General features: G+C 41.1%; 20 protein-coding genes. 7 read left to right on the top strand and 13 right to left on the bottom strand.

The genetic code is table 11. From position 1 onward, the window contains the following. Positions 1-3: 3 nt before the first annotated feature. The 7 genes from EOD41_RS15000 to EOD41_RS14970 form a co-directional block, all read right to left on the bottom strand. Positions 4-1,449 carry a lipopolysaccharide biosynthesis protein gene (locus EOD41_RS15000; RefSeq protein ID WP_127706370.1) on the bottom strand — a complete coding sequence of 482 codons (1,446 nt, stop codon included), beginning with the start codon at positions 1,447-1,449 and terminating at the stop codon, positions 4-6. After that, positions 1,449-3,839 (bottom strand): GumC family protein, encoded by a 2,391-nt coding sequence (locus tag EOD41_RS14995; RefSeq protein ID WP_127706368.1) that lies wholly within the window; start codon positions 3,837-3,839, stop codon positions 1,449-1,451. Before EOD41_RS14995 ends, EOD41_RS15000 begins: the two co-directional genes overlap by 1 nt. A gap of 13 nt (positions 3,840-3,852) precedes the next feature. After that, complete coding sequence (locus EOD41_RS14990; RefSeq protein ID WP_127706366.1) at positions 3,853-4,656, bottom strand: polysaccharide biosynthesis/export family protein; 804 nt, start codon at positions 4,654-4,656, stop codon at positions 3,853-3,855. A 409-nt stretch (positions 4,657-5,065) separates the two neighbouring features. Beyond that, positions 5,066-6,271 (bottom strand): acyltransferase family protein, encoded by a 1,206-nt coding sequence (locus tag EOD41_RS14985; RefSeq protein ID WP_127706364.1) that lies wholly within the window; start codon positions 6,269-6,271, stop codon positions 5,066-5,068. A gap of 106 nt (positions 6,272-6,377) precedes the next feature. Next, the gene (locus EOD41_RS14980; protein ID WP_127706362.1) at positions 6,378-7,313 is read right to left on the bottom strand and encodes a FimB/Mfa2 family fimbrial subunit; all 936 of its coding nucleotides are present in this window, start codon (positions 7,311-7,313) and stop codon (positions 6,378-6,380) included. 39 nt (positions 7,314-7,352) lie between these two features. After that, complete coding sequence (locus EOD41_RS14975; protein WP_127706360.1) at positions 7,353-8,237, bottom strand: FimB/Mfa2 family fimbrial subunit; 885 nt, start codon at positions 8,235-8,237, stop codon at positions 7,353-7,355. A 1,179-nt stretch (positions 8,238-9,416) separates the two neighbouring features. Continuing rightward, on the bottom strand, positions 9,417-10,433 hold the full coding sequence (locus tag EOD41_RS14970; protein WP_164849948.1) for a hypothetical protein: 1,017 nt from the start codon (positions 10,431-10,433) through the stop codon (positions 9,417-9,419). A gap of 571 nt (positions 10,434-11,004) precedes the next feature. Here EOD41_RS14970 and EOD41_RS14965 point away from each other — a divergent pair. Then, entirely contained in the window at positions 11,005-11,385 is a 381-nt protein-coding gene (locus tag EOD41_RS14965) for a hypothetical protein (RefSeq protein WP_127706356.1), read from the top strand. Positions 11,386-11,675: 290 nt separating this feature from the next. Here EOD41_RS14965 and EOD41_RS14960 read toward each other — a convergent pair whose 3' ends face one another. Beyond that, positions 11,676-12,053 carry a hypothetical protein gene (locus tag EOD41_RS14960; RefSeq protein ID WP_127706354.1) on the bottom strand — a complete coding sequence of 126 codons (378 nt, stop codon included), beginning with the start codon at positions 12,051-12,053 and terminating at the stop codon, positions 11,676-11,678. Between the two features lie 1,334 nt (positions 12,054-13,387). On the opposite strand from EOD41_RS14960, the gene EOD41_RS14955 reads away from it, so the two are divergent. Beyond that, on the top strand, positions 13,388-13,693 hold the full coding sequence (locus EOD41_RS14955) for a helix-turn-helix domain-containing protein (protein ID WP_127706352.1): 306 nt from the start codon (positions 13,388-13,390) through the stop codon (positions 13,691-13,693). Positions 13,694-13,787: 94 nt separating this feature from the next. On the opposite strand, the gene EOD41_RS14950 is transcribed toward EOD41_RS14955, so the two are convergent. Further along, on the bottom strand, positions 13,788-14,018 hold the full coding sequence (locus tag EOD41_RS14950) for a helix-turn-helix domain-containing protein (protein ID WP_164849947.1): 231 nt from the start codon (positions 14,016-14,018) through the stop codon (positions 13,788-13,790). A 342-nt stretch (positions 14,019-14,360) separates the two neighbouring features. Between EOD41_RS14950 and EOD41_RS14945 the strand changes: the two genes are divergently transcribed. From EOD41_RS14945 to EOD41_RS14930, 4 genes are all read left to right on the top strand, one after another. Next, positions 14,361-14,642 carry a hypothetical protein gene (locus EOD41_RS14945; RefSeq protein WP_127706348.1) on the top strand — a complete coding sequence of 94 codons (282 nt, stop codon included), beginning with the start codon at positions 14,361-14,363 and terminating at the stop codon, positions 14,640-14,642. A 147-nt stretch (positions 14,643-14,789) separates the two neighbouring features. Next, complete coding sequence (locus EOD41_RS14940) at positions 14,790-16,172, top strand: TlpA family protein disulfide reductase (protein WP_127706346.1); 1,383 nt, start codon at positions 14,790-14,792, stop codon at positions 16,170-16,172. A gap of 72 nt (positions 16,173-16,244) precedes the next feature. Next, positions 16,245-19,358: a SusC/RagA family TonB-linked outer membrane protein gene (locus EOD41_RS14935; protein WP_164849946.1), complete on the top strand. Its 3,114-nt coding sequence runs from the start codon at positions 16,245-16,247 to the stop codon at positions 19,356-19,358. Positions 19,359-19,400: 42 nt separating this feature from the next. Beyond that, the gene (locus tag EOD41_RS14930) at positions 19,401-20,750 is read left to right on the top strand and encodes a RagB/SusD family nutrient uptake outer membrane protein (protein ID WP_164849945.1); all 1,350 of its coding nucleotides are present in this window, start codon (positions 19,401-19,403) and stop codon (positions 20,748-20,750) included. A 66-nt stretch (positions 20,751-20,816) separates the two neighbouring features. On the opposite strand, the gene EOD41_RS14925 is transcribed toward EOD41_RS14930, so the two are convergent. The 3 genes from EOD41_RS14925 to EOD41_RS14915 all read right to left on the bottom strand — a co-directional run bounded on the left by EOD41_RS14925 (position 20,817) and on the right by EOD41_RS14915 (position 21,949). Then, the gene (locus EOD41_RS14925; protein ID WP_127706340.1) at positions 20,817-21,110 is read right to left on the bottom strand and encodes a DUF6520 family protein; all 294 of its coding nucleotides are present in this window, start codon (positions 21,108-21,110) and stop codon (positions 20,817-20,819) included. Positions 21,111-21,198: 88 nt separating this feature from the next. Next, positions 21,199-21,639, bottom strand: coding sequence for a MauE/DoxX family redox-associated membrane protein (locus EOD41_RS14920; RefSeq protein WP_127706338.1), 441 nt, complete (start codon positions 21,637-21,639; stop codon positions 21,199-21,201). 67 nt (positions 21,640-21,706) lie between these two features. Beyond that, positions 21,707-21,949: a hypothetical protein gene (locus tag EOD41_RS14915; protein WP_127706336.1), complete on the bottom strand. Its 243-nt coding sequence runs from the start codon at positions 21,947-21,949 to the stop codon at positions 21,707-21,709. A 241-nt stretch (positions 21,950-22,190) separates the two neighbouring features. On the opposite strand from EOD41_RS14915, the gene EOD41_RS14910 reads away from it, so the two are divergent. Further along, on the top strand, positions 22,191-22,421 hold the full coding sequence (locus EOD41_RS14910) for a hypothetical protein (protein ID WP_127706334.1): 231 nt from the start codon (positions 22,191-22,193) through the stop codon (positions 22,419-22,421). A 16-nt stretch (positions 22,422-22,437) separates the two neighbouring features. Here the strand turns inward: EOD41_RS14910 and EOD41_RS14905 are convergent, their stop codons facing one another. After that, positions 22,438-23,061: a rhomboid family intramembrane serine protease gene (locus tag EOD41_RS14905; RefSeq protein ID WP_127706332.1), complete on the bottom strand. Its 624-nt coding sequence runs from the start codon at positions 23,059-23,061 to the stop codon at positions 22,438-22,440. Positions 23,062-23,079 lie beyond the last annotated feature (18 nt).

The raw sequence follows: 23,079 nt of genomic DNA, 5'->3' as shown, positions 1-23,079 counted from the left end.
AGTTTAAGATAATAATGTTTTCTTAACGGAAGGGTAAACTCTCTTTAAAAATACGACACATAAACTAAGCAACCACGCTAAACCAGCTATAATAAATGCAGTACTAAACTGAAAATTTCTGTTTATAAATGCCGGAAAATCATTGTTAGTGGTTAATATGGTAATTAAAAGCAGCGTCCATCCAAATAACATCGGGGGTAACACTAATCTTAAAAAGGCCTGAAACCGACCTTGCAAAACCTTACACCATACAAAATACATATAGGGAAAAAAGATCAAATGACTCATAATCGAATAAGCTCTTGCAACACCGACAATACCATATGGCAACCCTAATATAATTGCAAGAACTAACAAAGCTGTTGTAACGACTCCACAATAGAACTGGGATTTCGTTTGAAATCTTGATGCAAATACTGCTCCTAACGTAATGTACACGGGTTGGTGCATGCCTGCTAATGCTAGCCAAAAAAATGATGGAACAACTGAATGCCAGTTCGCGCCCCAAACAATGTGTATAAACTGTGGAGCAAAAGCAGCACAAAGACCCATAACTGGGCACGACAACCACAATATGTATTGAACAATCTCGCCGTATCCTCGAGTCATAGCTGCTATGTCGTCCTGCTTTTTGGATAATGTAGGGTGTAAAACTGATGATATGACACCGCCTATTGCACTATTAAATGTTGTCATTATTAAATATGCACGTGAATAAATTCCTAAGCTAGCTGCGCCAAAGTTTCTACCAATAAGAATGTTATCAAGATTTCTTTGGAAGTAATTAACAACTTGAAAAAGTGTAAGGTTACCAGTAAAGTTGTAAATTTTTTTGTAAAGGCTTGGAGTCCATTTAAGAGAAATAGCCTGACGTGAAAAATATATACAAAAAGTTAACAACAAAAATGCACGTAATAGTAGTTGCATAATTAATGACCAATACCCCCAGCCAATATAAGCTAAGTACACTGCTATAAGTGATGACAGCAGAGCAGATGAGACAGTGGCTATGGACAACAATTTAAACTTTAATTGCTTTTGCAAAATTCCCTGCGGCACTTGTGTTAATGCAGTTAGAAGAAATGTAGGAGAAACGCTTAAAGCCACCATGGTAAGGCGGTCATCCTTATAGAATATTGCAATCGCAGGTGCAAGTAAAGCGAGTATGCTAGAGGCAATAACTCCCGATACTAAACCTAATGTAAAAAGAGAATTATGTTCATCTTTTCCAAACTCTTTATGCTGTACAATTGTCGTCGAAAGTCCGGTGTTAGCGAATATTAGTAAGAACGAATTTATTGTTACGATCATTCCTACAAGTCCAAAATCTGTTGGAGCTAACAAACGTCCCAATACAGCAGCGGTCAAAAATGACAGTCCCATATTGACATATTGGCCCAAGCCGCTCCATAAAAACGCAGTCACAGACTGTTTCCGTATATTTGCCATTAGTTCTTCTTTCTGAACTTATCAAAAAATGAAGTCTTATTCTTAGCTTGGTCATCGAAGTATCCTTGTCCACCATAGCCATACCCGTAGCCATAGCCGTAGCCATACCCATACCCATACCCATAACCTCCGTTGGATTGCTTGATGTCGTTGACAAGAATTGTCAGTCTTGGCATTTTTTCAGAAAATGATAGGTCTTGAACTATTTCCAATTGCTTCTTAAAAGTATATCCATGACGGACAACATATATAGTCATATCTGCCGGTGAAGCTAGTAGTTGAGCATCAGTTACCAAACCGATTGGTGGTGCATCCATTATAATATAATCGAATTGCAACTTTAATTCAGTCATTAATGAAGCAAATCTTTCGTTTAATATTATCTCCGTTGGGTTTGGTGGTGTTGGACCTGAACTAATAACGTACAAGTTGTCATTGACAGTGGATGGTCGAATTATATCCTTTACTTCAATTGAAGGTGTTATTATATAATTTGTAAAACCAAAATTATTATCTATACCTATTTTTGCAGAAAGACTTGGTTTCCTTAAATCCATTTCCATTAATAAAACTTTTTTTCCGGAAATAGCCAATACGACACCAAGATTTACTGCGGTGAAAGATTTCCCTTCTCCTGACATGCTTGATGTAACTATTATGGTCTTTTTATCATTACCCCCAAGGAAAAATTGCAAGTTAGTCCGAAGCGCCCTAAATTGTTCTGAAATCACACTCCTTGAATCTTCCTTCAATACAATAGATGTTAAATTCGGGTTATTTATTATTTCACCAATGATAGGCACGTCAGTTGCAGTGGTAATGTCTTCCTTAGATGAAATTTTTGTGTTTAATAAACCTAGAATATATATGGTTAAAAAAGGCACCAAAATACCTACAATGATTCCAATAAAATAAACCAACTTTTTAATTGGACTTTTGGGTGTACTGTCTGCTTTTGGAGGGTCTATGAGTCTTGAACTTGAAATATTTGATGTTTTTGAAATTGCGGTTTCCTCACGCTTTTGCATTAAAAACACATACAAATCCTGTTTAATTTGTTGCTGCCGGGCCAAGTCTAAATATGTTCTTTCTCTAGCAGGAACTGTACCAACTTGGGATGAAAGTTGATTAATATTTTTTTCTAAATTGCTTTTCGTTAATAAATACGAGGCTCTTGCAGTAGATAAATTTGCTAACATATCCTGCCGTAAGCCTGAAATTTGTTGATCTAAATTTTTGATGAACGGATTATCCTCCGTAGTCGCTAATAACCTCCGCTCCCGTTCAATAATCAGGCTATTATAACGCGTTATTAAAGCGGCGAATATTTCGTTGTCTACCATCCCACTCGGAAATACTCTCTTATTTTTCTGTTCATCTTTCAGATAAGATGTCAACTGGTCCAAGATGCTTATTTGCAAAATAACCTTACCTAGTTGATCCTCATATTGGCTAGTATTCTGAACAAGCAATCTTCCCTGTTCCGTCATATCCGCAAGCTTACTTCTTTCTTTGAACGATTGAATGGTTCCTTCTATGTTTCCAAGTTCTGATCCAACTATCGATAAGCGGTCTTTAATAAATAAAATTGTACTATCTGCAACTCTATTTTTGTCATTAATATTTTCTTGCTGATAAACTTGTATAAGTTTATTGATAATATCCTCTCCCTTTTCTTTTATAGCATGATTTAAACTTAAATCAATTACGGATACCATTTTGTTAGGCACCGCTATTGTTAAGCTATTCATCAAGGCGTTTACTTTATTATCAAAATTTTCAAACTGAACGGAAAAGTCGCCGTCAGGAGCTACATTTGATTTGGTCAAAAGAATTCTGATAGTTCCGATATCATCTAATGTAAAGTACTCCCCAATTTTAACATCCTTTTTTATATCGTCGTTAAAAATTGACGCGCCATTATTTTTAAATACTAAATTAAGCTTTGAGGACTTTATAGATTTCACTTTTTTAAGAAATTCAACCCTAAATGGCGGGTTATAAAGTTCTGATGCGGAAACATGACCCTCCAGACGATAAGTGATGTCTAAATTCAGAGACCGCACTACTTTTTCCATTAAATAACGGGTTCTTAAGATTTCCGCTTCATTATCTACGGTACTGGTAGTGCTCAATAACTCATTTAAACCTCCTATCGAACTCATTCCTTGACTTCCTTTATTATCGTCATCTTTGATGAATAATTTTGCATCAATGGAATAAACGGGAGGTGTATATTTAAGATACAAGGATGCCGCAAAAAGGCTAACTATAAGTGAGGCCACGAACCATGGCCACCTTGATATAATTCCCTGAACGAAATATAAGCTTTTTTTGATTTCTTGTGGTTTTGATGTTAAGTTGCTTTGAAAATTCGAAAAATTATCCATCTAAGTGTAATTGTTATAGCCGGGTAACCAAAAGTACTAACAACGATAAGGCTGATAAGGAAATTGTTATCGCTTGTGTTCTCGGAGCGTTGTTTGACGCTATTTTTGCTTTATTAGGCTCTATATATACTATATCGTTCTGTTTTAAATAGTAATGCGAGGATTTGAAAATACTTGCGGATGTTAAATTTAGACGAGTAGCTTCTTTTTTCCCATTATTCTCTCTAATCACTAATACATTTTCTCTTTTACCATAAATTGTTAAATCGCCGGCTAACCCGATTGCATCAATGACTGAAACTTTTTCATTAGCTACTGTAAAACTTGCAGGGCGGTTCACCTCTCCTAATACGGTAATCTTAAAGTTAGCGAAACGTACTTGTACAGTTGGCATCTTGAGATATTGTGAGGCTCTTTCAGCAATTATATCAGCGGCCTGATGAGTAGTATAACCAGCGACAGTAACTTTGCCAACCATTGGAAAGTTTATACTCCCATCCTTTCCAACTAAATAACCGGGAGTTGTTTGCTGAGATGATGCTACACCCATACCTGTACCTCCAGATGTAGTAAATGATGGTGCCTGATTTACAATTCCTGTGACCTCTGGATCTATTGTTTGTATCGTAATGCTCAAAATATCATCAGGTGCAATTAATGGCTCTTTAAAAGGAGTAGTTTCAATATCTACTATAGAACCAGAGTCAGGAATATTCTCAAAATAAGGAATATTTTTTGGAGTAGAGCATGAAGTTAAAAGAAGGAATAAAAGTACTGCATTAACGAGGAAAGCGGAGCCGAATTTGAAAATTTTCATTACCAAGTGTAGTATATTAGAGCAAATTTAAAAAAAATAAACTTATGTTGCCATTTTTATATAATCGGTATTACGATTTAATAGAGGCACTGGGCCAAGTTAAACAATTAATGATACTTTTAAATTACTATAATTTAATTAAATTAATAGCGACATCATTCGCAGGACTTATAAGGCGAGCAGTGCACTAATTACAATTATAGTGCCAGCACAACAGCATCGAATTTTGCACCTACTTTTATCTTGAAGACTAGTTACCGATTTATACCCCCCCTTAAAACTTCGCATATTCATGAATATATTCCATCATACATGCACTGAAATTGATTTCGTTTCTAGTCGGAAAGCTTGAAACGACAACAACGTTAATCAATTCTTAGGCAAATAAATTTTTGACTTAAAATCAGATTTAATGTTTAACATCAAGATGATGTTTTTTAGGGATAACGTTTTTTAAGAAAGGTTTTTCAGCAACTAAGTAAAATAACCAAGATACCGTCAATATTGCTGGAAGCCCTATCAGTAGTATTCCAATGATGCTTGGTAAAGCACGCAAATGAAATGGGAGTATTATGTAGCGCATAAATATCTCGATAATAGGCGCGTGAATAAGATATATACTATAGGCAAAAGTTCCGATAAAAACTAAGGGTTTAAATGACAATATCTTCTTTAAAAGTGGCGCAGTGTTTATTGATAAGAATATCAATAGTAAACATATAAATAATGCCATCAGGAAGTCAGTAGTTAACGAGCCAGAAGTGTAAATGGGACTTTCATATCTCCGTAATATATATTTAAAGTGCTCACAAGCAACGATCAGGCCAGCTAAAATCGGAAGAACAAGGATTGAAGACTTATGTTTAATAAAAAAAAGGCGTATCTTATTTTCAGAAAATGAAAGGTGACAGGCTAGCATCCCAAGAGCAAAACAGCTGATAAAATTAGGGCTGATGGCTTGAAAATCTAAATTCAATCGGGAATGTGCCAGCACAATACATAACGCCAAGGTTGCTGCAAACGATATTAACATAGCTTTCGCAGCGCCCAATCTTCTCCAAAAAACCACCAGTGGCGGAAATAGAAAGTATATATACCATTCTACGGCAATAGACCAGAAACAGTAATTTATAGTTCTTGAAGTATCGCCAAAAATGTTATGAATAAGCAAAATGTGTGTTATCAAAACTTTGGGATTCAAAATCGCAACACCATTCCACTGAGTAGCGGAATTGTTATCAATTACGGAAACAATAAGTACTATTGCGAAAAGCATAGCCAGGTAATAGGTCGGTAGAATCCTTTTTGCACGTTTGCGAATAAAATTCCCTGTTGTCCCTTTTAAATAATTATTATTTCTAGTTACAGGCAGCATTAAGCAAAATCCCGAAAGCACAATAAAAGCTACAACAGCGCTAGGCCCGTAAATAAAAGGGTATGATATAAGCCTTGCGACTAAGTTGGTTTTGACATCAACCTCTCGCATAAAGTGATATAAAAGAACGTACATGGCTAATACTGCCCTTAGACCGTCTAAATAGTTTAAATGAATTTTGGTTTCGTTTCGGTTTATGGTTTGCTGTATAGTAACAGGCGCTTCAATAATAGACTCCATTTATATAAGATTAGATACGGAATTGGCTAAAGTAAAAGTTAATATGACAAAGAGTATCAGCGTTAAATAATCAAGACGGCATTCACCATCTAAAAAAGAATGTAAATTAAAATGGGATATCTAAATCTTCCGGGTCCCAAGCCTGGTTAATGTCAATTAAAAAACCGTTGCCTGGCGATGCGGATTCTGACTCAAACAATTTTCCCGTGAGAACTGTTGTCTTATTGGCGCCAACAGTCACATCCCTTACCAGTGTTGTATTCTGATAGTAGGAACTGCCTTTTTTAACAGCTATTTCAACATTGAAAGATTTCAAAGTATTTAACGTCACAAACGAAAGTGAATAACCGGTAAGACCAACACTCGACGTTGGTAGTTGGACAGTCGTTCCAGCATATAAGTCTGTTGACAGCGTCAGAGGTATACCAGTGGCTATCTGAACCCCATCATAAATATTTGTGGTTTGTCGAATAGTTATCGATTTTATATCCAATGGAAGAGCGTCCTCAATCACCACTCGAACACGTCCCACCAGTCTTTCGAGGATTATAGAACTATTATTATTAGCGCCGTCAATTACCAAGGCAAACTTTTTATAAAATGTATCCGAAAAAGAATCTGCGCCTGTTGATCTTGTGTAAGAAATTTTGTCCTCTGATAATCGCTTAGGCTTATAAATTAACCCAGATTGGCCTCCTACAAAAACAACTGTGTAATTACCATTAGGAAGATTAAGGTTAAGGTTACCAAAGTTAGCTTGCGATGATAATTGCTGGATCGTCATCGCCGGCTTACCGTCATTACTGTATACTACACAATATAGAATGGAAATCACATCCTCAATAGGAATTGCTTCTGGCGTGTTATGTGTCGTTAGTTGGCTAGTTGAAGTATTATCAAAGTCAGTCTCTTTTTGGGTAAAGTCACGTACATCAAAGCTGACTTGATATTTTTTTCCATTCTCTTCATCTTTTATTGACTGGCTTTTTTTACAAGAAAGCACTACAAAAAGGATAATAGAAATACATAAAAAAATTTTCATACAACTTGTTATATGCAGTTATTATAAACTAAAAGGGTACTAATAATTTATTACCTTAAATATCTCATCGTCCCAATCTTTGACGAAATTGACGTTAACATCGTTATTATTTGAAAACATACTTCCTGATAAAACGGTGCGTTTATTTTTAACCAACTTGATGTTATTTATCGTCTTATCCGCTAAAGTATCCCCGCTAGCAGATAGACAAATTAAACGAATTTTTATTGGTGCATATGTGTTTAATATAATGTACCCAAAATTGTAGTTTGCTTGCCCTAATCTATCAACGGGTATAATATTATTAAACCTTTGTGCCGCAGGACCCGATGGTTTTTGTGTATGACAATCATAGTATCTATATTCATTGGTAACCGTAATTGCGAATGAGTGAGCATTACTTGGCAAGGCGTCGTTGATATTTACTTGAAGTTGGGCGACAATCCGTTCTAACGAAACTGACTGGTTTACGTCTGCGTTTGTTATTGTAAGAGGAACGCGGGCGGCAAACGTGTCAGACCACGCTATATTAGCAGAATTTGTTGCATACTGCACCGCAGTTGAATAAAGCGATAGGCCCTGCTGGCCTGCTACAATATAAACCATATAATGTCCAGCAGGCAAGTGATCTACAATCATCCCAAAATTATTCGACGCGCTGTCCTGACTTATTGTTCTCAAAACCGTCGGATTGAGACTTGCAGTATCTGTTACTATGTAGTAAAGTGTTGATGCAGCTGCACTCGCAGTAGAATTCTTTCGTAATGCTTTTCCCATTAGCTTTTGATTCCCATCACTGTTTTGAGTGGTGTTAAAGGTTACTGTGTATGTTTTATCAGTAGACGTAGGCCTATTGCTTTCATTTTTTTTACAAGCAATTGAAGTTAAGATAACAGCTAACAAAAAAAATAAAAATTTATTCATGCGAGGATTTTTGATAAAGTTAAAAAATATATTTTTATAAGGATAAAAATTTAAAATTCAAGAAGTTTCAAATTAAGCTGGGCAATTACAACCAGAAATGACACAGCTGCTATTATTTATTTCTATAAGGCCTGAAGATAATTTTAAGACTCGTTTTACAAACTCCCGTTGTTAATTATTTTAGATCTCAGAACTCGCTAAAAGGTATGTCGCAACAAAACATTAATGTTTTAAGAATCAGTTATAACCTCGTTGTCTATAATCAATAACGCATTCAGATACTGAGAACCAAATATTCCACAACCTCGAACTCCTCACTTTTACACAAAAGCGACACAATCCCTACTGTTTCCGTTCGGTAGTAAACTGTTATGTTCCAGAAAACGTTAGAATATTACCTTTATGAACCGCTAATGTATTTTTACTTGACATTGTTGTTGCCGATCTGCTTACTAGCGGCGGCGATAAAAAACTATAATGCACACGAAAGATTACAAGGCTCTGGAAACCTTCCAGATCTTTTCAGGACGAAAAGAAACTATATGACATTTTCTTTTTTGGCCGCTCTATCCGTCCTGTTAATCGCCATTATTTCATTTATGAGATAAATGATTCCTCGTTATTTGATAGAAATAATTTAAGATCAATAGCAACCTCTATGTCTTCTAGTAACAATCAATGTGATAGCTCATCAGGCCAATTTTCGACGGATTTCGCCATGATTTCACTGTGACGCGTTATTTTACTTACTATTAAGCCAACGTTGATGGCAGCAAGGGTAATAATTAAAATTAACATAATTAAGGTTGTGTGGCATGCGTTGAAATTTAAAGCGATTTTAATGAATTACAAATGGTTGTTTATAAGTTATTGCATTTAATAATAATTTCCTGCTAGTTTTATCGCAGCACTAATGCTAATCGTGATCTTACTTGAAGGTTTTCAAACGATCGTACCCTAAATTCAACAGGCCTTACCATCAACAATACCACACTTATCTAAGGTTAAAATAGGAACTCAGAATGACTGACTTAAAATAAACGGAATCGAAATAAACGATCACCTGGTTAACACGCCGAGATGTACTCCAATGAGTGAAATTACAGTATGAGCCCCATCTTATCAAGCAGCAGTCTCTCTTTACTTATAATAAGAAAGCCAGGTTCACAAACGGCTCTTTTATTTATTATAACCGTTTGCCTTAAAATATTTATAAATACGCTTAGCGATAAGTTCATTGCCAGTATCATTAAAATGAGTTGCATCCCGCCTTAGGCCCTTTGGGAAAACCCCATTTGCAATATAAACCCGGTCTTCATCAGTTGGTCTATAATTGACTGCTAACATTTCCTCGTCCGTTGGAGGCGTCATTGGCACAAAGTGTTGTCCGTAGATTACCTCAAGCTTTTGATTGGTTAACATAGCTCTGTTATAGCCTCTTGTGCCTTTAATCTCTCCAATAGAATTGAGGATACCGACCACTAGATATTTACCCGATTTGTTGTAGGCAACCATCTTTGCTGCGATCTCTATTACACCATAGATAGTGCTATCTGAACTCGGTTTCAAATTAATATTATTACGACCAATCCAATAAATTCCGATACAATTATTTTGTTTGCGTCCATCATCCGGAATAAACAAAGCCCGGGGTTGAATAACAAGTGATGTCTTGTCAAGTGATCGAATAATATACTGAGAACCCTTACGAACTATTTCGCATGCAACTCCATTGACAGTCCCACGCATTCTTGCTGCATCACTGCTCGAATTTAAAAACCAATTAGGGACAGTTTCGCCGGCTATCTCAGATGTTATTTCGATCACATTCACCTTTGATCCGCCGTCTATTTTATTATTTTCTATAGTGATATTCAATGGCAAACCACCTTGTCGTCCTGCTATCTGTTGCGCGGTTTGTCCGCCAATGCCGTTGTTATAAATTGATACGTTGAGTAAGCGACCAAGGAACCTAGGGTAGTTGGAAGTAGCAGAACCAGATGTTAGGCTATCGCCATCGGAATTTATCGGCAATCCTTGGATAAGTTCATTTGTTTTTCCGCAAGACAAAATAAGCAGAATCAAAGTAAGAAATATTAATCTCAGCTTAGTGTGTGTTAAAGGCATATGCGCAATAAAACGCAAATGTATGGTAATAGTTTTTGACAAGAAAGATTTGTAAATGGCTGAAAGCATAAACAAGCTTAACAGTTCGCGTTTTCTGAAACAAATACATACCGAAGAGCCATATGTAATGGACGCAGAACTAACTTCCAAAACATTTCTACAATCACTTATATTTAAGATAACGACTCATTTTACTGATCCTTGACGTGAATCCTCAAAAAGGTGCATTCAGCTGTTGATCTTCTAATTAAGAAGCAGTGCGCGACTCGCTCAACACGTGCATGTGATTATGAGTATCCACATTTGAACAACGTGCTGACGAAGCTTGTAATTGTTTAAAGCAACAGGGGCCTTTACGACTACGCAACAGCTATTGAACTTACCGAAATTCTTGATTTGAATTAAAGCGGATAGCTTAATCTGTGCGACTGATATTTTTTCAAAATAGCTGATCCAAAGCGGCTTTTTGCTTGCATCTGTATAAAAAATCAGTCTAACGAACGCAAGCAAAAGAGCAAATTTAGTGACCGTTCCAAAATACTCAGACGAATGATCGTTAACTTTTGCTAACGACATGGTGTGCCAGCGCGGGATCGCTCAGTAATTTTTCCATTTTTGGATCAATAATATCGCAAATGTCATGTTTGATTTGCAAGTAATTGCGCTCAACGATACCGGGGGTCATTCGCCTCAGATCCGGCAATGGTCTGTATCCATTGATTTCTTTCCTGAGAATAACATGGTCATTTATAACATCACAATGAATGGCCTTTACCTCAATCTTGCTTATTATCTAATGCAACCATTAATGCCAGATCTTAAACCACAGTTACGCTGCAGAAAGTGTAACAACTTGTTCCATTACCGTAAAAAAACAACCGGTATTATGAAAGCCATTTTCCTGTTTTTCCCAATAAAAGCATTCTTTTGCGCCAAGTGCCTGACGACAGGATATCGTATCCTTTCCGATAAACGATACCAAAAATATGAACAGATATTATGGTTACGTGCTATTTCTTAGGTTTCGAATAACAATTCATTTCGAAAACAACAGGCTATTGTTTAGCTAACCTGAGCGGTATTGCTGAGCTAATCCCTTAAATACTTTTATTGATTGATCTTTACTCTTTCAATCAACAAAGCATGGTTCTATTAGGACGTTCAAGAATTTTGGGGTATTAGAAGCGTATCAATAATCTATTAGTAAAGTTAAACGACCTTTACCTGTCAATTACGACGCTATCATAGTTGTACTCAACCTTAAGGACAGCCACTCCGCTGTGGGTTACGTTCATCTGCTTAGGATATCCATTATTTATTATACGTGTGATTATAGAATTCCAGGTTATTATTGCTGATCCGCTTGTTGACCGCGCTGTATATATCGTTAAAGGCCTGCGTCAATATGTAAAAATAACCATTAAAGCCTGAAAGAGGACTATTTTTTTTGTCGTAACCAAAATTCACAATGAAAGTTGGAACATTAGGATTATCGTTATCATATAAGCCCCGCTTTGCGATATTATCACTATAGTCATATTCAAACTGATATTGCTGTTGCCGGCCAACTACTTTTTCAATACGCCCATGTGTATCTATAGTAGTCGTCAGCGTTTCATCATATCCTTCAGGGTAATCGTAAACGGTCGTAACCATATTGCCTGAATACGAAAATGTCAGTTTTGCCAAGGATAATATTCCTTGCCGATTTTAACTACTTCCTTAACTTTTGCGTCAGCATTGTATTTTATTTCAAAGTAAACAGTAAAATTTCCTGAGGCGGCTTTATATGATACCGTATGTTTAAATAATTGTCGATCAGTAATAAATTCAAATGTTTCCGTCTTTGTAACTGGTGATGCGCCATGCAGGTTGCAACTAAGGGACTAGAAAAGGTCAAATGGACCGCAAATGTTAGCAGATAGGATTTGTGATTGAGCATTTATCTATTGAAGGCAAAACACGTTTGTAAGGATGAGCCTCAGATGCTTAGGTCGCTTTCATCGGGTGTTTCAGCCAAGTTAAATCAAAAGCAAACAGCTTGTGTAAAACTTTTTTTTTAGTAAAAGCAAGATATCTTATTGTGTCACAAAAAGTTTTTCTTGCTCTGCCAAGGGCAAATTCACAACTCGTTTTTAGGGATTTAGATATTTTTAGAAATGTGTGGCAGAATGTCAGTGAAAATCATTGCAACAGACAACATTTTCAGACTGAATATCTTTTCAAATCTTGTTAAATTTAGCTTATTGCACTATCGTAAAAGACAACTGTTATTATGAAGCCGCTTTCTGCTTCTCCAAATAAAGGCTTTCTTTGCGCCAAGGCCTGAAGACAGGGTATCATATCCTTTCGGATAAACAATACCAAAAATATGAACAGGTATATGGTTGCTTGCTGTCGGCTTGGGTTTAAATAACGATTCATTTCGCCGAATAACCAACAAATCATCAACAACAATCTAAGGCTAGATTATTTATATTCTTAATTAAATTAGTATATTACTTTTGTAAGTGTTTATTTTCAAATAGATTAAGGTTGTTGAAGTGTTTTAAAAAATAAAACAACTTATAAGAACTGGCTTTGTAAGGCATGCTTGCCTCAAATGCATGTGGCGCTGTTGCTGTTGATTTTGTAAAACACAATATCATATACATAGAAATGGTAAGAGAGCCGGTAGGTAATCGTCACCGTGTTTTAGTGCGCAATCACCTATCACTGCAGAGCTCTACAATCTTATAATTTAATGTATATGAACGCCTGTTAAAAAATGTGCGGTTGCCTAAATCACTGCCTTTTCAGCTGTTATTTGCGAGGAAAAGCCCGTAGCCATTTTATAAAGAAAGCCTGTTAATTGGTAAAAGGTCCACAGTATTCTTCGCCAATGAAGACAAACCAAGCGTAGCTTCAGGAACAGCAACTTGGGCTGGTAAACAGAGTGTAGATTGGAACAAAGGGTGAATTACAGGAGTCATCATCTCGTATCCAGCCTTACTATCAATACATAAATTCTAACATCAAATATTATGGACAAACAAAAAACAATTGGAGAACTGATTCGTGTTCAGCGAGCGATAAAGGGTTACAGCCAAGAGTATATGGCTTTCCAACTGGAAATATCCCAGCCGGCCTATTCGAAAATCGAACGGAATGAATCAGACATCACAGTCACACGGGTATTTGAAATTGCAGAAATTCTTGAGATTTCGGCTTATGAGCTCATGCCCAAACCAAAATACGGATGCACGATTAATTTTACGAGGATCAGTCAGGTTTTCAGCAAAGTGAGACAGTTGTTTCAGGCTTTCCGCAAGGTGCAACTTAACCCGTAATAATTGCATCGATCTTGAACGAGTAGTTGGAATACAGAATTCTCATTGGTCCTACATGTCTGATCAGAGGGAAGCCGGATTCAATTTAGTTTTCCTAAATCTCGAAATCTAAGAGGATCTTAGGTGCAACGTTTAAACCTTTTGCGAGTTTAAAAATTGTCAAAAGCTGAATGTCCTTTTCTCCCGATTCAATTCTGGAAATAAATTTTCCGTCTGCCAGTTCTGATGCCACCGCAAGTTCGTCTTGAGTATATTTATTAGACAATCTCAGACGCTTGACATTCTGGCCAAACTGAATTTTAAATTTTTTGAAATCAGCTTCCAATGTTAGAGTATAGATTTATACTGCAATATCAGCTATTAAATATTTAAAAAATCGTACGATCGTACAACCTATTGAATTATTTTTTATATTTGTTTTGCGATACTTAAATATCTTATTGATATAAGCACTCGCTTTTTTGTCTCGACTTTGAAACCTGAGAAATTTCCAAAACCAACGAGACCAAGAGTGAACTGCCCACGCCATAGGTGTGGGCCTCTCTTGCCGTTGGTTGGGCCTTCTCAGGTGCCCTAAGTCGGTAAGTTGGGTCCACGCCTATGGCGTTTTTATTTTCTTTGCTATTTGCGTGACTCGCTTACCATCCTAAACTTTTTGTTTTGTTATATGGAAGCTGCACTGTCTAACTTTTCTTTTCCTGACGATCTGCCCTTGAGGGATGCGCTGTCAAAGTTTTTTCTTGATAAGACGCCGCAATCGGTCAATCTGTTTTTCTGGCGTATATTTCAATGCTGGGTGACCAAGGAATGTTATATAAAGGACGTGATGTCGGATGAAGAAGTGGCAATGGTGCTTGACCAGCTTAATGTGCTGGTCAATGCGGCGTATAAAGAATTTTGTGTAGTTGGTTCTGTTGATTTACCCAAGAAAGGAGAGCAGGATGGTTAAGCTCCCCGTTTTCACCTGGCTCCTATTAATCAGTCCGCCTGAATGACGGACGAAAGCGGCAACCTACAGTTAATAGTTTATGGGTTGCCGTTTTCTGTTCTTTTCTCGCCGAATTAACCTCTTTTTTTAATTTATCACCCTCTTTAAATGAAGCACAAAATTCGCTTCCCGGGATCCCTATTGCCTTTCCGGAAGCAGCTATATTACCCATTAACCGATCACTTTTATCGTGTAGGTAAGCGATTTATCATTGAGAATCTATACCGTATAGCTATATTTTTCCTTTGGCTGCTGGTTTGGTTTATCATTCCTGCCAAATGCGGTGCTCAGCAAATAACGCCCGTTAAACAGGGCGAAAAGGTGCCGGAAATGCTTCTTGAAAACATCATCAACTTTTCTGGTGCAACAGCTAATATAGCCGACTTTCGTGGCAAGTTGTTGATACTCGACTTCTGGGAATCATGGTGTAAGGGCTGCCTTCTCCTTATGCCAAAAGTCAAGTCATTACAGAAAACTTATGGCGACCGCATACAAATCTTGGCGGTTAGCGCACAATCTGCGCAGGTCATCGAAAAAATTGCGCAGGTCAACAGCCTTGTCAAGGATAATCCGATTCCAATGATAACGGGCGACCACAAACTGGCAGCGATGTTTCCGCATAAGCTGGTACCGCATCTCGTATGGATCGGAACTGATGGTATCTACCTGGGAGCGACAGACCAATCTGAACTGTCAGCTGTCAATATAGACCATATCCTTTTGAATGGCAAAGCCGCGTTCTCCGAGTACAAAAATGACCTTTTGACCTTTGATGCCGATAAACCGATATTTAACAGTTCAGGTTTCGGTGACAATTTCTTGTTCAAGTCGGCCATTTCCCCTTATCAACCTGGCGTTCCGGAGCAGTCGGGCCTCGACAATATGGGCAAGCAACTTCGTATGTATGGCATCAATACCGACCTGTTCCGCTTGTACTGCCTGTCGTTACACCTGATGTCAGATAGCTTCCCTCCCAACCGCATCATCTATTCTGACACTACGCTTCACCGCAAATTCCGTTATGATCCAAAGCTGAGGAACCGTGAAAGCATGTACTGTTACGAACTGATCGTGCCGGCCGAACGTAAGGAGTTGCTGCGTCCGCTAATGCGCAGTGATCTTTTACAAGCTACCGGCATCAAGGTGAGTTTGCAAAGACATCAGATGAATTGCTACATATTGCGCCGGAGGCGTCAGTCAACACAGGTTACAGCGCCGCATGTTGCAGTCATAGCGGACGACATTCAGCCCTTCAAATGGACCAATGAACTGACGAGCTATTTGAACAACCTGCGCGGTATGCCTCCGGTCATCGATGAGACGGGTGGCGATGTAAAGCTGAATGCAGTAATCCGCTTTGACAATATCAGTCTTGAGGCGCTCAACGAGAAGCTCAGGCCGCATAACCTGGTTTTAAGTTCGGAAAGCAGGGAGCTCGACATGCTTTTCGTGGACACCCTTCATAACCAATCTTCTCAATTAACAGAGTAAATCGAACCCAAATCCTTTGACATGAACAAACAATTCCTCCTTTGCCTCCTGGCACTATTATTCTTTTTTGACGTGAGCGCTCAGCGACTTGTCACCGGGCAGGTACTGACTGACGACGGCAAGCCAATTGCCGCCACTGTCGCATTAAAATTATCGAAATCACAAAGTGCAGCCGGCGCCGATGGTCAGTTTATCATCTTACTATCACGCCAATCCGACACGCTGGTCATATCGCACGTTGGTTTCCGTTTGGCCCGTGTTCCTGTCAGCTGGCCGGTTACTAGACCTTTAACTATCGTACTCCAGTCGTCTGCCACAGAATTGGAGACTGTTGTGGTTTCGACTGGTTACTACCAGCTGCCCAAGGAACGGGCGACGGGCGCGTTCTCACAGATCAGCGAAAAAACGCTTAATAACAGCGTCAGCACCGATATTCTTTCGCGCCTAAAGGGAAACGCCAACGGCATTTCTTTCGATGAGCGGAATGACAACCAGCGTCAGATCAGCGTGCGTGGTCTTAGCACCATTAACTCGAACACTCAGCCGCTTATCGTACTAAACAATTTTCCATACGACGGGAGCCTTAACAGTATCAACCCGAACGACGTGGAAAGCATCACCGTCCTTAAAGATGCCGCCGCGGCCTCAATATGGGGCGTTCGCGCAGCAAACGGCGTAATCGTAATAAATACGAAAAAGGGCTTAACGAATCACCGCGAAATCAGTTTCAACAGTAACCTGACTGTCGGACGACCACCTGACCTGCGTGAAATACCCGTGATGGCGTCAAAAGATTATATCTTTTACGAACGCTACCTGTTTGACAACGGCTTCTACAATGCTACAGAGAACGATCCGACACATCCCGTGCTTAGCCCGGCCGTGGAACAGATGATCCTCGCCCGTGACGGCAGTATTTCCGCAGGGGAACTCGACAGGAGGCTTGCGGAGTTGAGTAGCTATGATGTCCGTGACGATTTCCGAAAATACCTTTACCAAAACAGGATCAACCAGCAATATGCGCTGAATGTCCGTGGCGGAACCGACAAACAAATTTATTATTATTCCATCGGTTACGACCACAACAGTGACAACCTTGGTGCTACAACAGGCAGGCTGAGCTTGCGTACCGATCACCAGTTGAATTTCGGGCGTCTGACAGCGAACCCGGTGCTAGCCTTCAGCCGCTCACAGCTGGATAACGGCAGACCGGTATGGTCCGCTGTAAAACCGGGGCTAAGTTCTTTCATTTACCCCTATGCCCGGCTGGCCGATGGTGCAGGCAACCCCGCGCGTTTGTCAAGGGACTTTCGTGACAGCTATGCAGACGCGGCGGTTGCTAACGGGTTAAGTGACTGGTCTTATTACCCTTTAAATGATTTTAAAGAGCGGCAAACAGCGACAGCGATAAACGATCTGGTAGCCGGGTTAAACCTGGATTACAGGCTTACCGGCGATCTCCATGCTCAAGTCCAATACCAGTATGAATGGGTAGACACCGAACTTTCCGACCTTTATACAAAAGATTCTTATTACAGCCGCGATCTCAAGAACCGCTTCACCCAGGATGACGGTTCAGGTAACCTCAGCTTCCCCGTGCCCGAGGGTGGTGTCATGTACAAGAACAATGAGGGCTTACGTTCGCACAGCGGCAGGGCGCAACTGAAGTACAGCCGCAACTGGGGCGCACATGACATGAACATACTCGCGGGTACTGAACTGCGCAGTATCAATACCGAAAGCTTCGGCAATACCGTGTACGGTTATATGGTAAGTTACTTTCAACAATACTATGATCCGGGAAACTACCAGGGCATTCCCTATCAAACAGGTTTCACGGAGCTCAACAACCGGTTCCGTTCATATTATGCTAACGCCTCCTATACCTATCTTGAACGGTACACCGTATCCGGTAGCCTGAGAAAGGATGCATCCAATATATTCGGGGGCGACGCCAACAAACGTACTGTCCCCCTATGGTCGGCGGGCGTAGCCTGGAATATTTCCAATGAAAAGTTCTTCCCTGCCGGACCGCTGAACTACCTGAAACTGAGAGCGACATACGGGTACAACGGGAACCTTCCCCGGAATCTTTCTGCAAAAGCGACCCTATCTCAGGACCAGGGCAATTACAATAACCAGCCATACGCCTACATTTCCAGCTTTCCGAATGCATCGTTACGATGGGAAAAAGTATCCGTCACCAACATCGGCCTGGACTTCGGCACCAGCAACAACCGGTTGTCCGGGTCGGTGGAGTATTACTATAAAAAAGCCACTGACCTGATCGGGAGACAACCGATCGACCCGACGGTAGGCATCCCTTCGGCATCGGTGGTGAGGAATATCGCTGATATGCAAACCAAAGGCTGGGACGTCCAACTCAACAGTCTCAACTTAAATGGCAACTTTCGCTGGCAAACCACGCTTATCTGGAACTATAACCGCGATAAAGTAACCCGTTACAGCAGTACTAATACATCCGGTTACAACTTTATAACCGGCGGGTTCGGCATCAACCCCATAGAAGGGAGGCCGGTGAGCAGCGTGCTCAGTTATAAATGGGCCGGCCTTGACCCGGAGACAGGTGACCCGCGGGGTTTCGTTAACGGTCAGCCAAGCCGCGACTATGCGGAGATTATATGGAACGGGCAGCTAAGTGACCTGGAGTACCACGGACCAGCCCAGCCGGTACACTTTGGCAACCTGAACAACACATTCAGTTATGCGGGCTTTTCCCTTTTTGTAAATGTTACCTACCGCTTCGGCTACTACTTCCAGCGTCCGACGATGTCTTATTACTACTTTGTCAGGAATGGCCGTAACCACAAAGATTTTGCACAGCGCTGGCAGCAGCCCGGAGACGAGAACAGGACGAATGTCCCGTCGATCCCTACATTAAGCAGCAACACGTATGAACGTGACTATTTCAACTCCTACTCATCGGCATTGGTGGAAAAAGCGGATAATATCCGGCTTCAGGACGTAAACCTTTCCTGGTCACCGGGACTCGGAAAAGGAAGCAAGCTTAAAGCTATCGGGCTTGAGCAGGTTACGTTTTACATTTACGCCCGCGATTTGGGAATTCTGTGGCGGGCGAATAAATCCGGGCTCGATCCCGATTTCGGACCGGAAGCGCTTTCTCCATCGCCGAGTTATTCGTTCGGCATCCGGGCTAAATTCTGACGATCACCCATGCGTCATTCTTACATATTTAAAAAGCACACAATGAAAAAATACCTGATATTATTGATACTTGCATTCGCTGTTGCGGGATGCAAAAAATTCCTGGACGCAAAACCTGATGGCAGGCAGATCCTCCCCGAAGACGACCTGCAGAACCTGCAATACTTTTTGGATGACACGTACACCATCAATCAGCGGATTCCCTCTGCAGGTGAGGTTTGTTCAGACAACATTTATTTCACCGATGAACTTTGGCAGGGCCTGTTTCAGTCCTCAGCGACTTCGGCCAACCTGTATATCTGGTCACGGAATGTATTCAACGACAATGACAGTAATGACTGGACGGTTGGTTACAAGATCGTCTTTAATGCGAACGTGGTATTGGATGCTATCGATAAGACACCTTATAAGTCCGCCGCAGAAAGGGACGACGTGAAGGGACAGGCATTGTTTTTCCGGGCACTGGCGTTTTACCATCTGCTGCAGGAATTTGCGAAGCCTTATAACCCGGCGACTGCATCTGCGGACAAAGGAATCGTCCTGCGTCTTTCAGCGGACATCAGCAAGCCATCTTCCCGGGCGTCCCTAGCGCAATCTTATGAACAAGTGATAGCCGATTTGCAGTCGGCCGTTCAGCTGCTCCGCGTAACGCCCAAATTTAAATCCAGACCGTCCAAAACAGCGGCACTCGGCTTATTGTCGCGGGTCTACCTTGCGACAGGTGATTATATAAATAGCCTAAAATACGCTAACGATTACCTCACGATCGCCCCGGAACTAATCGATTATAACACTCAATCGCCATCGCCGTCATACCCATTTCCATCTTACAATAAAGAGGTAACTTTCGACGCAAGACTGTTTCCGCACACCGCTTTCAGTGCCGCGTACTTCCGGGTCAATAGCTCGTTGTTTAACAGCTATGCCGCCAACGATCTGCGGCGCACGCTTTACTTTCAGGACGGCAGCGACGGCAACATTATGTTCCGCGGTAGTTATTATGGGTCCCGTCAGTTGTTTGGCGGCATAGCCACCGATGAAATTTATCTGAATGCTGCGGAAAGCAGCGCAAGAGTTGGCAACACAGCCCATGCCATGGCGCTGATAAATGAACTGTGTGAAAAACGTTACCGCTCCGACAACTTTACGCCGTTCGTGGCGGCGGATAGTAAGTCGGCCCTGGAAATCATACTGGCGGAAAGACGGAAGGAACTGGCTTTTAGGAACCTGCGCTGGATGGATATACGACGGTTATCCCGTGACCCTGATTTCGCTGTATCGGTAAGCCGTACGGTCAGCGGCACAACCTATGAGTTACCGGCCGGAAGCGAAAAACTGGTGTTGCCGATCCCACAAAAGGTTATAGACTTGGGTGGTATCGAGCAAAATTAGGCTAAAGTTAGGTTGGACTGGGTTATAGCAAAAGGGGGAACCGATGGTTCCCCCCTATTTTCGCTGCTAATTAAACTTTCTTCTTTCAGTGTCAGGATCGGTTAGAACCGATGCCATCGGATGGCCGCTGGTTCCGTCTTCCTCACCCCTGATCGCACAAAGGGCGCCGTTGCCGTTACAACTCGGCGTGCCGCTGGTTTTGTTATAGCTGGATGCCTGGTTTGCAGGGCCGCCGTTATATAAGAACCAGGCTACAGCAAATTTGCCGTGTTTAATAGGAGCCGGAGCTTTGAAGGCGAAAGAGGCGGTGAGGCCTAATACTGCCGCTAGCAGCGACAAACTCAATTTGAACTTTTTCATGGTATTGGAATTATGGTTAAAAATTATGGATATGTTTTTTCAGTACTGGTTCTGCACAGGCTCCTTGAACCGGGGCAGATGATTGCGGTTAATTGGCTGTTGACCTCCTTTCTTTTGCAATTGTCAATATGGAGATGAGGGTCAGCAATAAAAACGACAGATTAAATAGCAGGTGCTGCAGCCAGCTTAACTCGCTGATCAGTCCGCCGCACGGGCAGGGAATTTTTGGAAACCAATGCAAAAGGACCGCGGCGCTATAGCCAGTGAATGCCAATAGCAGCATTGCCGACAGGGCCAGCCCCGCAAACACGGTTGATTCGGCGATCAGCATAATTACGGCCAACAGCTCCGCCAACGGTAATGCATAAGCCAAAAACGTAGCAAGCTTTGCACTGAATACCTGCTGTTGCATTTCATAAGCATAGCGCTGGAAGTCCCGCATTTTAGCGGCAACGGCGTAAACCCATAGTATAATGAGGAGGAAGCGTGCAACAGGTGTAATCCATCGAAAGTTTGCTAATCCAGGCATAAAACAAAATTGTATACCCTATAGTGCCAGAAGGTGTCCCTTTGAAATTTTCTTCCTTTTTTTAGAATCAGCGTTTGGTCGTTCTGTCTTTGGCATTTGCGCCATCATCAGAGTTGGCAATAAAATAGCGCTTTTCCAGGCGGTCATAACGGATGTCATGACCCTTCTCACGAAGATAGGCGAGCATGCGCTTTACCGTTCTTATGCTGCAATCAAACCGTTCGGCCACACCGGCGATATCGCGCAACCGCTTTTTCCCGATCAGTTCGAGCAGGTACTGCAGTCTTTCTTCATAGGTTCTGAAGTTCATAGGCCGTTAGGTTTGATAAGGCATGAAAATTCAGGTAAAAGGAAATGATATACTAATACTTGCAGTTATACTTTATCTGCTTGTATTTATGGCAGATGTCCCTATGACAATCATGTATTCATAGGCAGTTTATTGAAAAAAGTCGTGCAAGATCATTAAGGCGGAAATTGATTCAGGAAATTATGCTATATACAAACGTTTTAAATTATTCCTAAAAGTTGTTATTAAGCAGCGGCAGAAGATGGAATTTCGGGCAATCCTTAATATTAAGGAGAAACGCAATCATCGACTTATGAAAGAATTGACAGATGAGGACGCCGGGAAACTAACCGGCGGCGACGCAGCACCGAAGGCCGCATGTGCCGCCGCAATCGCCTTTAACGCCTCGCTTGGCGGCCTGTTCGGCGGAGCGGGTGCGGTGCTCGGCGCGGCTGTCGCTGCAACCGGCCCGGCATGCCTGGGCTGGTGGTAAAATCAGCAGGGTTGTCTCAGGACAACCCTTTTAACACCTCCGGAAATAGCCCAACTGTCACGGTGATGCCGCCAAGGGCACCATAGAAATGCTGTTCGTGGTTCATTCTGCTACTTATATCCTTCTTGCCCACCCACCACAATATAACCAGGTAGAATAATCCACTATAAATGTTCGATACAGCACCTATGCCCGGCACGTAAAAAACTATCCGGTCCGGAAGCATCAGCATACTGCTGAACATACAGGCCATAACACTTCCTGAACAGCCGGCACTTAAATAACCGCGATCATTCCGGTGATGAAACGCAACCGCAACGCCTCCTGCTAATAGCCCCGAAAAATAGACCAGTACAAAAATTAGCATGTGTCCTGCAAAGCGGAGCGATTGTTCAAGCGGTGCACCGAAGATATAAAGCATACCAAGATTTACTGCTACATGTGGCCAGCTGTTGTGGACGGCATCAGCGGTAAACAACCGGTAATATTCCTTTTTGTGTATGATGCTGTACGGGGCTAATAGTAACTGGTGAAGGAGCGGACGGCGCCACATACCAATCGCACTGGTTAAAGCGATAATAAAAAGAAGGATAAAAGTCAACGGCGACTGGGAAAACTGTTCGGAAAAGGCAGGTGTCATAAATAATATTCTTCGTTT

It is taken from the genome of Mucilaginibacter limnophilus, from assembly GCF_004005815.1.
GTDB classification, from domain to species: Bacteria; Bacteroidota; Bacteroidia; order Sphingobacteriales; family Sphingobacteriaceae; genus Mucilaginibacter; species Mucilaginibacter limnophilus.
The sequence above is the reverse complement of the archived record's forward strand: the minus strand, read 5'-3'. Positions and strand labels throughout refer to the sequence as shown.

Coding starts and splice junctions, on each gene's coding strand:
- EOD41_RS14975 (WP_127706360.1), bottom strand. CDS start 8,237: ATGAATAAATTTTTATTTTTTTTGTTAGCTGTTATCTTAACTTCAATT.
- EOD41_RS14965 (WP_127706356.1), top strand. CDS start 11,005: ATGTTTGATTTGCAAGTAATTGCGCTCAACGATACCGGGGGTCATTCG.
- EOD41_RS14945 (WP_127706348.1), top strand. CDS start 14,361: ATGGAAGCTGCACTGTCTAACTTTTCTTTTCCTGACGATCTGCCCTTG.
- EOD41_RS14925 (WP_127706340.1), bottom strand. CDS start 21,110: ATGAAAAAGTTCAAATTGAGTTTGTCGCTGCTAGCGGCAGTATTAGGC.
- EOD41_RS14990 (WP_127706366.1), bottom strand. CDS start 4,656: ATGAAAATTTTCAAATTCGGCTCCGCTTTCCTCGTTAATGCAGTACTT.
- EOD41_RS14930 (WP_164849945.1), top strand. CDS start 19,401: ATGAAAAAATACCTGATATTATTGATACTTGCATTCGCTGTTGCGGGA.
- EOD41_RS14980 (WP_127706362.1), bottom strand. CDS start 7,313: ATGAAAATTTTTTTATGTATTTCTATTATCCTTTTTGTAGTGCTTTCT.
- EOD41_RS14915 (WP_127706336.1), bottom strand. CDS start 21,949: ATGAACTTCAGAACCTATGAAGAAAGACTGCAGTACCTGCTCGAACTG.
- EOD41_RS14910 (WP_127706334.1), top strand. CDS start 22,191: ATGGAATTTCGGGCAATCCTTAATATTAAGGAGAAACGCAATCATCGA.
- EOD41_RS15000 (WP_127706370.1), bottom strand. CDS start 1,449: ATGGCAAATATACGGAAACAGTCTGTGACTGCGTTTTTATGGAGCGGC.
- EOD41_RS14905 (WP_127706332.1), bottom strand. CDS start 23,061: ATGACACCTGCCTTTTCCGAACAGTTTTCCCAGTCGCCGTTGACTTTT.
- EOD41_RS14940 (WP_127706346.1), top strand. CDS start 14,790: ATGAAGCACAAAATTCGCTTCCCGGGATCCCTATTGCCTTTCCGGAAG.
- EOD41_RS14970 (WP_164849948.1), bottom strand. CDS start 10,433: ATGCTTTCAGCCATTTACAAATCTTTCTTGTCAAAAACTATTACCATA.
- EOD41_RS14995 (WP_127706368.1), bottom strand. CDS start 3,839: ATGGATAATTTTTCGAATTTTCAAAGCAACTTAACATCAAAACCACAA.
- EOD41_RS14955 (WP_127706352.1), top strand. CDS start 13,388: ATGGACAAACAAAAAACAATTGGAGAACTGATTCGTGTTCAGCGAGCG.
- EOD41_RS14920 (WP_127706338.1), bottom strand. CDS start 21,639: ATGCCTGGATTAGCAAACTTTCGATGGATTACACCTGTTGCACGCTTC.
- EOD41_RS14985 (WP_127706364.1), bottom strand. CDS start 6,271: ATGGAGTCTATTATTGAAGCGCCTGTTACTATACAGCAAACCATAAAC.